General features: G+C 71.7%; 8 protein-coding genes. 4 read left to right on the top strand and 4 right to left on the bottom strand.

Annotated elements, in window-relative coordinates:
- The first annotated feature begins 142 nt into the window (after positions 1-142).
- The 3 genes from G3I40_RS19170 (at position 143) to G3I40_RS19180 (ending at position 2,563) form a co-directional block, all read left to right on the top strand.
- Complete coding sequence (locus tag G3I40_RS19170) at positions 143-685, top strand: hypothetical protein (RefSeq protein WP_164303353.1); 543 nt, start codon at positions 143-145, stop codon at positions 683-685.
- Between the two features lie 101 nt (positions 686-786).
- The gene (locus tag G3I40_RS19175) at positions 787-1,893 is read left to right on the top strand and encodes a histidine kinase (protein WP_203644385.1); all 1,107 of its coding nucleotides are present in this window, start codon (positions 787-789) and stop codon (positions 1,891-1,893) included.
- Entirely contained in the window at positions 1,886-2,563 is a 678-nt protein-coding gene (locus G3I40_RS19180) for a response regulator transcription factor (RefSeq protein ID WP_164303355.1), read from the top strand. Before G3I40_RS19175 ends, G3I40_RS19180 begins: the two co-directional genes overlap by 8 nt.
- Positions 2,564-2,689: 126 nt before the next feature.
- Here the strand turns inward: G3I40_RS19180 and G3I40_RS19185 are convergent, their stop codons facing one another.
- From G3I40_RS19185 to G3I40_RS19200, 4 genes are all read right to left on the bottom strand, one after another.
- Positions 2,690-3,667 carry an acyl-ACP desaturase gene (locus G3I40_RS19185; protein WP_164303356.1) on the bottom strand — a complete coding sequence of 326 codons (978 nt, stop codon included), beginning with the start codon at positions 3,665-3,667 and terminating at the stop codon, positions 2,690-2,692.
- Positions 3,668-3,762: 95 nt separating this feature from the next.
- A complete protein-coding gene (ddaH, locus tag G3I40_RS19190) occupies positions 3,763-4,539 on the bottom strand; it encodes a dimethylargininase (RefSeq protein WP_164303357.1) in 777 nt (258 codons plus the stop codon).
- Positions 4,540-4,612: 73 nt separating this feature from the next.
- Positions 4,613-6,946 carry an excinuclease ABC subunit UvrA gene (locus tag G3I40_RS19195; RefSeq protein ID WP_164303358.1) on the bottom strand — a complete coding sequence of 778 codons (2,334 nt, stop codon included), beginning with the start codon at positions 6,944-6,946 and terminating at the stop codon, positions 4,613-4,615.
- 173 nt (positions 6,947-7,119) lie between these two features.
- A complete protein-coding gene (locus tag G3I40_RS19200; protein WP_164303359.1) occupies positions 7,120-8,754 on the bottom strand; it encodes an ABC-F family ATP-binding cassette domain-containing protein in 1,635 nt (544 codons plus the stop codon).
- 294 nt (positions 8,755-9,048) lie between these two features.
- On the opposite strand from G3I40_RS19200, the gene G3I40_RS19205 reads away from it, so the two are divergent.
- Positions 9,049-9,577 (top strand): GPP34 family phosphoprotein (locus G3I40_RS19205; protein WP_164303360.1); only part of this gene is annotated, 529 nt, incomplete at its 3' end.

The raw sequence follows: 9,577 nt of genomic DNA on the forward strand, positions 1-9,577 counted from the left end.
CCGGAACGGCGCGCCCGGGTATCGCCGGAACGGGCCTCGGGCCTGTCTTTGAAGACAGGTCTAGAGGGGGGCGAAGCATCTCCACCCCGGGTTCCACCCCTGGGTCCAGGTGCAAAAGCCCTCGTCGCAGCAGTCTTGAGGCATGACAACGACCGAGTGGATCACAGACATCGCGCTTCTCCTCGTCGTCTTCCGGCAGCTGCGGGAGGGACGACTCGACCTCAGGTCCTTCCTGATCCCGCTGGGGATCGTGGCCTTCGTCGCCTACTCCTACCTCGACACCATCCCGACCGGTGGCAACGACCTGGTGCTGATCGGCACCCTGGTGGCCGTGGGCGCCGCGCTCGGCATCGCCGGCGGCATCTACACCCGCATCCGGTCCGCGGGCGGGCACCTCCTGATCAAGGCCGGTGCGGTCTCGGCGACCCTGTGGGTGCTCGGCATGGGCGCCCGGATGGCCTTCCAGCTGTGGACCGAGCACGGCGGCGGCGCCGACACCGTGGCGCGCTTCAGCATCACCCACCACATCACCAGCGATCAGGCCTGGGTCGCGGCGTTCGTCCTGATGGCGCTGACCGAGGTCGTCACGCGGCTGGCGACGATCTACCTCCGCAGCCGCCGTGTGCCCGCCGGGGCGCCGGTCGCCACGGCCACGGCCGTCCCCGGCCGAGCGGTACGACCGTGAGCTATGGTCTGGCCGTGGCCGCAACCGAGACCCCTCCGCCGTCCGGGCCGGCCCCCTCCCACGGGGTCGGCCCGCGGCCGGTTCCCGGCCGGGAACCCTGGATGGTGTGGGTCCTGAACATCGGCGTCGTCGTCGCCGGCGCCCTGACCATCCGCCCCATGGGCCTCAGCGGCCGCGGCCTGGCGGTCACCGTCCTGTACCTGCTGTGCTGCGTGGCACTGCTCGCCAGGGCCGTGCCCGAGGACAAGGTCCCCCCGCGCGTCGCCCTCGTCTGGCTGACGTGCGGCATCGTCGTCTCGGCCGCCCTGATCGGCGTCAGCCGCAGCGGTTCGGGATACCTGTTCGCGTTCTTCCTCGCCGGGCACATCGGATTCCGCCTCCCCGCGCGGGCGGCGCTCACCCTCGCGCTGCTGTGCAGCCTGCTGTGCGGCGGCGCCCTGTACCTGAGCCTCGGCCCCGGTCACCCCTCGCAGTGGGCGTTCGGCCTCCTCACCGGCACGCCCGTCCTGGCCGGCATCCTCAACCGCAGCAGGCGGCGGGCCGTGGAGGCGGCGATCTTCGCCGCCGAGTCCGCCGAGCGCGCCGCCCGCGCCGAGGCCCAGGCCGCCGTGCTGACCGAGCGCAGCCGGATCGCCCGCGACGTGCACGACGTCCTGGCGCACTCCCTGGCCGGGATCAACATGCAACTGGAGCTGGCCGACGCGCTGCTCGACACCGGCGACCTGGACAAGGTCCGCGAGGCCAACGACAAGGCGCACAGCATGGTCAAGGAGAGCCTGAAGCAGGCCCAGTGGACCGTGCACGCGCTGCGCGAGGACGCCCTGCCGCTGCTGGAGAGCCTGACCGCGATGCTGGACTCGTCCGGCCACCGCGACGTGCTCACCGTCACCGGGGACGTGCGTCAGGTGCCGTCCCGGGTGGCCCAGAACCTGCTGCGGATCGCCCAGGAGTCCCTGACCAACGCGGCGCGGCACGCCCCCGGCGGCGAGGTCGCGGTGGAGCTGGCGTTCGCCCCCGCGTCGACCGCGCTGCGGATCGTCAACGGCCCCGCCACCCGTGAGGTGGCCGCGGGCATCGGCAGCGGCATGGGCCTGATCGGCATGCGGGAGCGCGTCGCCCTGCTGGGTGGCACGATCACCGCGGGCCCCGTCACCGAGGGGCCGCACGAAGGCGGCTGGCGAGTGGAGGCAGTGATCCCGGATGAGTGACCGCACGAGTGAACAGACGGAGCGGCGCGAGCAGTTGAGAGTGATCGTCGCCGACGACCAGGCCGCCGTCCGCGAGCCCCTGGCCGCGGTGCTCGGGATGACCGAGGACATCGACGTCGTCGCGTCCGCCGCGGACGGCACCGATGTGCTCGCCGCCGTGGCCGGGGCGCCGGTCGACGTGGTGCTCATGGACCTGCGCATGCCGGTCATGGACGGGATCGAGGCGACCCGCAGGCTGGGCGAGGAGTACCCGGAGGTGGCCGTGGTCGTCCTGACCACCTTCGCCGACGACGACTCGATCCTGGCCGCGCTGAGCGCCGGGGCCCGCGGCTACCTCACCAAGAACGCCGGCCGTCAGGACATCGTCCGGGCCATCCGGGCGGCCGCCGCCGGGCAGTCCGTGCTCGACCGCGAGGTCCAGGACCGGCTGCTCGCCACGGTCCGCACCAAACCGTCGGCGCCGGGCCGGCCGCTGCCCGACGACCTGACTCCGCGCGAGCGCGAGGTGCTCGCCCTCATCGGCCAGGGCCTGCCGAACAGGGCGATCGCCGAGAAGCTGTTCATCAGCGAGGCCACGGTGAAGACCCACATCAACAACCTGTTCGCCAAGGCCGGCATCCGCGACCGGGCCGACGCGGTGCGCCGCGCCCTGGCGGCGGGGCTGGCCTGACGTCCGCGGCGCAGGACGACGGTCTCCCGTACGCGACGATCCCTCCTTGTGCCCCGTCAAAGGCGGCGGGGGCACAAGGAGGGACCGGACCCCGCGTAAGCGGAACGACGCAGTGGTCGCTGCGCGTCAGACCTGCGCGGCCCGCGCCGCCAGTCGCGCCTTGCGCGCGGCGAGCTTCTCGTCGAACTTGGCGGCCTCGGTGTCGAGCCCGTTCATGAACAGTCCGAGCTCCTCCTGGGCCTTGAGTCCCTCGGGGCCGAGCCCGTCGATCTCCATGATCTTGAGGAAGCGCAGCACCGGCTGGATCACGTCGTCGTGGTGGATGCGCAGGTTGTAGACCTCGCCGATGGCCATCTGCGCGGCTGCCCGCTCGAAGCCGGGGATGCCGTGGCCCGGCATGCGGAAGTCGACGACGACGTCGCGCACGGCGCGCATCGTCAGGTCGGGCGCGATCTCGAAGGCGGCCTTCAGCAGATTGCGATAGAAGACCATGTGCAGGTTCTCGTCGGTCGCGATGCGCGCCAGCATCCGGTCGCAGACCGGGTCGCCGGACTGGTGTCCGGTGTTGCGGTGCGAGACCCGGGTGGCCAGCTCCTGGAAGGCGACGTACGCGACCGAGTGCAGCATCGAGTGGCTGTTGTCCGACTCGTAGCCCTCGCTCATGTGCGACATGCGGAAGGCTTCCAGCTTGTCCGGGTCGACGGCGCGCGACGCGAGGAGGTAGTCGCGCATCACGATGCCGTGCCGGCCCTCCTCGGCGGTCCAGCGGTGCACCCAGGTGCCCCAGGCGCCGTCGCGGCCGAAGAGCGTCGCGATCTCGTGGTGGTAGCTGGGGAGGTTGTCCTCGGTCAGCAGGTTGACGATCAGCGCGGTCCGGCCGACCTCGGTGACCTTCGACTGCTCCTTGTCCCAGGCTTCGCCGTCCTCGAAGAAGCCGGGGAAGTTGCGGGCGTCGGACCAGGGCACGTACTCGTGCGGCATCCAGTCCTTGGCGACCTTGAGGTGCCGGTTCAGCTCCTGCTCGACCACTTCCTCCAGCGCGTGCAGCAGGCGGGCGTCGGTCCACGTGGTCGACGAGCCGAGGCGGGGGGAGATGACGGTCACGGGGGCTCCTGGGGGACGGAGGTACAGCGAGCGGACTTACCTACGGTGTCGTAGGTTACGTTGCCGTAGGTTAAGCGCTCGGTAAAGGGCTCCGCTCACGCGTAGAGGCCTCGGAGCCGGACTGAGAGGCACGTCACACAGCCTTCGAGCTTCTCGAACTCCGAAATGTCCACCAGTACGGGGTCGTAACCGAGGTTCGCGAACAGCTCCGCCGACTTCGGCGCACTCGCCGCCATGAGCAGCCGGTCGCCGCCGAGCAGCACCACGTGAGCGCCCGCCTCCTCGGGCACGGGCAGGAAGCGCGGGAAGAGCGACGCGGCGTCCACCAGGGGCTCGTACCCGATGACGGTGCCGTCGGGCAGCGCCGTCACCGCCGACTTCAGGTGCAGCACGGTGCTGACCGGAACCGCCACCACGCGCGCGCCGAGCGGCTCGAAGACGGCCCGCAGCTGCTGCACGCCGGCCGCGTTCGTGCGCCCGCCGCGGCCCACGTAGAGGGTGTCGCCCACCTTCAGTACGTCGCCGCCGTCGAGGGTGCCGGGTTCCCACACCCAGTTGACGGAGCAGCCGAGCCGCGCCACGGCCTCCTCGACGCCTGCCGTCTCGCCGCGCCGGGACGCGGCGCCCGGGCGGGCGATCAGTGCCACGTTGCGGAAGGCCACCACCGTGTCCTCGACGAACACCGCGTCCGGGCAGTCGTCGGCCGGCTCCACCAGGAACGTCTCCCAGCCGTGCGCCTCCAGCACGCCGACGTACTCCTGCCACTGCGCGGCGGCCTGCCCGGCATCGACCGGCGTGCGCTCCACATGCGTGACGAGCCCCTCGGCTATGCGCGGTCCGGGGCGGCGGACGAGGGCCTTCTTGCTCGGCACGGGTGAACTCCATGGCTGGTACGGGGTGCGGCGCTCATCATGCACAGGCCATGGGGCGCTGCGGAATCCCCTGTTACGCGGCCGTCACCTCCCCCTCACCCGGCCCCTGCACGGCGCCGACCGCCCGGCGCAGGTGATCCGCGGTGAACGAACCGTGCGCGTCGAGGAGTTGGCCGGGCGTGCCCTCGAAGATCACCTGCCCGCCGTGCCGCCCGCCCTCGGGGCCCAGGTCGATGACCCAGTCGGCCCGCCGGACCACGTCGAGGTTGTGCTCGACGACGACCACCGTGTTGCCCGCGTCGACCAAGCGGTCCAGCAGCGCCACGAGCCCGTCGACGTCCGCCATGTGCAGGCCGGTGGTCGGCTCGTCCAGCACGTACGTCGCCGCGGTGCGGTGCAGCTGGGTGGCGAGTTTGATGCGCTGGCGCTCGCCGCCCGACAGCGTGCTCAGCGGCTGGCCGAGCGTGAGGTAGGTGAGCCCGACGTCGTGCAGGGCGCGCAGCCGGCGGCCCACCGACGCCTCGCCGAGGTCGGCGAAGAATTCCAGCGCCTGCCCGGCCGTCATGTCGAGCACGTCCGCGACGCTGCGGCCGCGCACGGTCAGCCGCAGCACCTCGTCGCTGAAGCGCCGCCCGCCGCACGCCTCGCACACCGTGGTCACCGGATCCATGAACGCGAGGTCGCTGAACACGACTCCGCGCCCCTCGCAACTGCCGCACGCACCGGCCGAGTTGAAGCTGAACAGGCCCGCCTGCGTGCCGGTCTCGCGGGCGAAGGTCCTGCGCACCGTGTCCATGATCCCGAGGTAGGTCGCCGGGGTGGAGCGGCCCGAGATCCCGATGGACGACTGGTCGACGACTACCGCCTCCGGGTGCGCGGCGCACAGCGCGCCCGAGACCAGCGAGCTCTTGCCGGAGCCGGCCACCCCGGTCACCGCGGTGAGCACCCCGGCCGGTACGCGCACGGTGACGTCCCTGAGGTTGTGCAGGCGCGCCTTCTCGATCCGCACGCCGCCGGTGGCCCGGCGCGGGTGCTCCTTGACGCCGCCGGAGCGGCGCAGACAGCGGCCGGTGAGCGTGTCGGCCCGACGCAGCCCGTCCGGCGTCCCCTCGTACACGACGTGTCCGCCGCCCGCGCCGCCCGTCGGCCCCATGTCGACCACGTGGTCGGCGACGGCGATGACATCGGGGTCGTGCTCGACGACGAGCACCGTGTTCCCCTTGTCGCGCAGGCGCAGCAGCAGGTCGTTGAGGCGTCCCACGTCGCGCGGGTGCAGGCCCACGCTCGGCTCGTCGAAGATGTACGTCATCCCGGTCAGGCTCGACCCCAGGTGCCGGACGGTCTTGAGGCGCTGGCCCTCGCCGCCGGAGAGCGTCGCGGTCTGCCGGTCGAGGCTGAGGTAGCCGAGCCCGATCGCCTCGATCCGCTCCAGTGCGGTGACGGCGGCCGCGGCGATCGGCCCGGCGACGGGGTCGGCGGCGTCCTCGATGCGGCGCAGGAACGGGATCAGCTCGTCGACCTCCATGGCCGTGCAGTCGGCGATGCCCAGTCCGTCGATGCGGGTGGCGAGCGCGGCGGCGTTGAGCCGGGCCCCGCCGCACTGCGGGCAGGGGCCCTGCGTCAGGTACTGCTGCACCATGTCGCGGGTGCGCTGGCTCAACGTCGACAGGTCCCGCTTCAGGTACAGCCGCTCGAACCGGTCGGCGAGCCCTTCGAAGGGGATGTCGCGGCTGCCGCCGGTGTTGTCGACGTTGACCTGGGTGCCGCGCCCCCGCAGGAGGAACTCCCGCTCGGCGGTGGTGAAGTCACCCACCGGCTTGGTGGTGTCGAGGTCCGTGGTGTTCGTGTACGTCTGGCCCTGCCAGGTGCCGGCGGCGAACGGCGGGAACACCACCGCACCGTCCGCGAGCGACTTCTCGGGGTCGAGGATGCGGTCGTAGTCGGGCCGCACGGTCCGCCCGAGGCCGTCGCAGTGCGGGCACATGCCGCTCGGGTCGTTGAACGAGTACGCGGTCGCCGGGCCCGCGCTGGGCGTCCCGTGCCGGGAGAACAGCACGCGGATCACCGCGTAGATGTCCGTCATCGTGCCGACGGTGGAGCGCGTGTGCCCGCCGATCGGCTTCTGGTCGACGACGACCGCGGGGGACAGGCCCTCCAGCGCGTCCGCGTGCGGCCGCTCGTACTTCGGCAGCCGGTTGCGCACGTACGAGGTGAACGTCTCGTTCAGCTGGCGCTGCGACTCGACCGCGATGGTGTCGAAGACCACCGACGACTTCCCCGAGCCGCTCACCCCGGTGAACACGGTGAGGCGGTCCTTGGGGATGCGCAGGGTCACGTCCTTGAGGTTGTTCTCGCGGGCGCCGACGATGTGCAGCGAGGGCTGGTGGGATGCGTGGTTGCTCGGCATATTTCGACGGTAGGCCGCATACCGGACACCTGCTGTCGGGTTTTCGCGGCCTCCGGAAATGCCCGCGGCTCGGGAAGCCCGTGTCCCGGACGTGCCGCGGTCGCGTCCGCTCATGTGGCGAGCGGACGCGACCGCGGGTCCTGTGTGGCGCAGCGCGCGGCTCTCCGCGCCCATTACGGGGCCGGGACGTCCCGCAGGCAGCCGTCCAGCTCCAGCCACCGCGTGACCCCGATCGACTCCAGGAACGGCAGATCGTGGCTCGCCACGATTAGTGCGCCCTCGTACGACTCCAGGGCCGACGTCAGCTGCCGGGCACTGGCCATGTCGAGGTTGTTCGTCGGCTCGTCGAGCAGGAGCAGCTGCGGCGCCGGCTCGGCGAGCATCAGGGCGGCGAGCGTCGCGCGGAAGCGTTCGCCGCCGGACAGCGTCGCGGCCCGCTGATCGGCCCGCGCCCCCTTGAACAGGAAGCGGGCGAGACGGGCCCGGATCCGGTTGTTGGTGGCGTCCGGCGCGAACCGCGCGACGTTCTCCGCGACGCTCAGCTCCTCGTCGAGCACGTCGAGTCGCTGCGGCAGGAACCGCAGCGGCACGTGCGCGCTCGCCTCGCCGTCGACCGCCGCGAGTTCACCGGCGATCGTGCGCAGCAGCGTCGTCTTGCCCGCGCCGTTGCGCCCCACCAGTGCGATGCGTTCGGGGCCGCGCAGCTCGAACTCGCCCTCCACGCGCGCCCCGTAGGCGAGCCGGAGTCCGCTCAGCGTGAGCACGGAACGGCCCGGCGGGACCGCCGTGTACGGCAGGTCGACGCGGATCTCGTCGTCGTCGCGCACCGCCTCCACGGCCTCGTCGAGCCGTTCGCGTGCCTCGTCGAGCTTCTCCTCGTGCATGATGCGGTGCTTGCCGGCGGAGACCTGCGCCGAGCGCTTGCGCAGCTTCATCACGGCCCGCGGTTCGCGCTTGGTGTCGTACATCTTCTGCGCGTACCGCTTGCGCCGTGCCAACTTGACGTGGGCGTCGGCGAGTTCGCGTTTCTGCTTCTTCAGGTCGGACTCGGCGACCCGCACCATCCGCTCGGCGGCCTCCTGTTCGGCGGCGAGCGCCTCCTCGTACGCGGAGAAGTTGCCGCCGAACCAGGTCACCTCGCCGCCGCGCAGATCCGCGATCTGATCGACGCGTTCGAGCAGTTCCCGGTCGTGGCTGACCACGATCATCACCCCCGACCAGCCCTCCACGGCCGCGTACAGCCGCTGCCGGGCGTACAGGTCGAGGTTGTTCGTCGGCTCGTCGAGGAGCAGCACCTCGGGGCGGCTCAGGAGCAGCGCGGCGAGCCGCAGCAGCACCGACTCGCCGCCGGAGACCTCGCCGATCGTGCGGTCGAGGCCGATGTCGCCCAGACCCAGCGACGAGAGCATGGCGAGCGCCCGCTCCTCGACGTCCCAGTCGTCGCCGACGGCGCTGAAGTGCTCCTCGCTCACGTCGCCCGCCTCGATGGCGTGCAGCGCGCTGCGGGTTCCCGCGATGCCGAGCGCCTCGTCGACCCGGATCGTGGTGTCGAGCGTGACGTTCTGCGGCAGGTAGCCGACCTCGCCGGACACCCGCACGGTGCCCTCGGCCGGTTTCAGTTCACCGGCGATGAGCTTCAACAGGGTTGATTTTCCTGACCCGTTGATGCCGATCAGGCCGGTGCGGCCCGGCCCGACGGCCAGTTGCAGCCCGTCGAAGACGCCGGTGCCGTCCGGCCAGGCGTAGGAGAGCGAGGCGACGGCGACGGAGGTCGGGGCGGAGTGGGAGTAAGGGGAGGAAAGTGACATACAGGCCTCGCGGTTGCTCGGTGCGAACGGTGACGGGGGCAACGCGTTCGAGACACCGCGGAGGTCACAGGCAACAAAAAAGGCCTGTACCGGCGGGGAGGACGGCTCGGATGCCGAGGTCTCGCACGGCGACATGGACGCGGCGTGGGCACGTAAACGAACGTGCGCGGGCGTGACATGCGCGGTGTCTCAGGACCTCAGACGAGCAACGTCCTTCTCCGATCGACGGCAACAGAACCGCTATACACCGTACGAGGGTGTTCTCCGGGCTGTCAACCCATTACCGTGGCGTCCGTGCCCCATGGCTCCCTCTCCTTGCCCGCCCGTCTCCTCCTCCTGGCGTACGACACCGGCAAGGACCGGGTCGCCGGCGCCCCCGACCTGCGCCTGGCCGTCCGCGCCGCGGCTCTCGCCGCGCTCGCGGACCGCGACCTGATCCACGAGGTCAACGGCACCGTGACGCCGGTGCCCGGCGCCCGTGCCGACGATCCCGTCCTCGACCAACTCCTGGAGATCATCGAGGAGTCGAGGCCGCGGAAGTGGCGCGGCTGGATCACCCACAGTGCCCGCGCCACCCACGCGCTGGTGCGGCACGGCCTGGTCGCGGACGGCTATCTGCGCCCCGAGCGCCGCCGCTTCCTCGGCCTCCTGCCGGGCACGCACTACGCGTTGGAACGATCCGGCTACGTCGAGGTGCTGCGCGCGGAGGTCCTCGGCGCGGTGACCAGGGCCACGCCGCCGGACGCGGTGGCGCGGGATGACGCGACCCTGGCGGTCCTGGCCGCCGCGGGCCACCTCCGCGCGCTGATCCCGGCCCGCGAAC

The sequence above is a fragment of the Streptomyces sp. SID14478 genome (genome assembly GCF_010548525.1).
GTDB lineage: Bacteria > Actinomycetota > Actinomycetes > Streptomycetales > Streptomycetaceae > Streptomyces.

What these genes read in the sequence shown, in the direction of transcription:
- G3I40_RS19180 (WP_164303355.1), top strand. Translation starts at nt 1,886, where the DNA reads ATGAGTGACCGCACGAGTGAACAGACGGAGCGGCGCGAGCAGTTGAGA.
- G3I40_RS19195 (WP_164303358.1), bottom strand. Translation starts at nt 6,946, where the DNA reads ATGCCGAGCAACCACGCATCCCACCAGCCCTCGCTGCACATCGTCGGC.
- G3I40_RS19200 (WP_164303359.1), bottom strand. Translation starts at nt 8,754, where the DNA reads ATGTCACTTTCCTCCCCTTACTCCCACTCCGCCCCGACCTCCGTCGCC.
- G3I40_RS19175 (WP_203644385.1), top strand. Translation starts at nt 787, where the DNA reads ATGGTGTGGGTCCTGAACATCGGCGTCGTCGTCGCCGGCGCCCTGACC.
- G3I40_RS19170 (WP_164303353.1), top strand. Translation starts at nt 143, where the DNA reads ATGACAACGACCGAGTGGATCACAGACATCGCGCTTCTCCTCGTCGTC.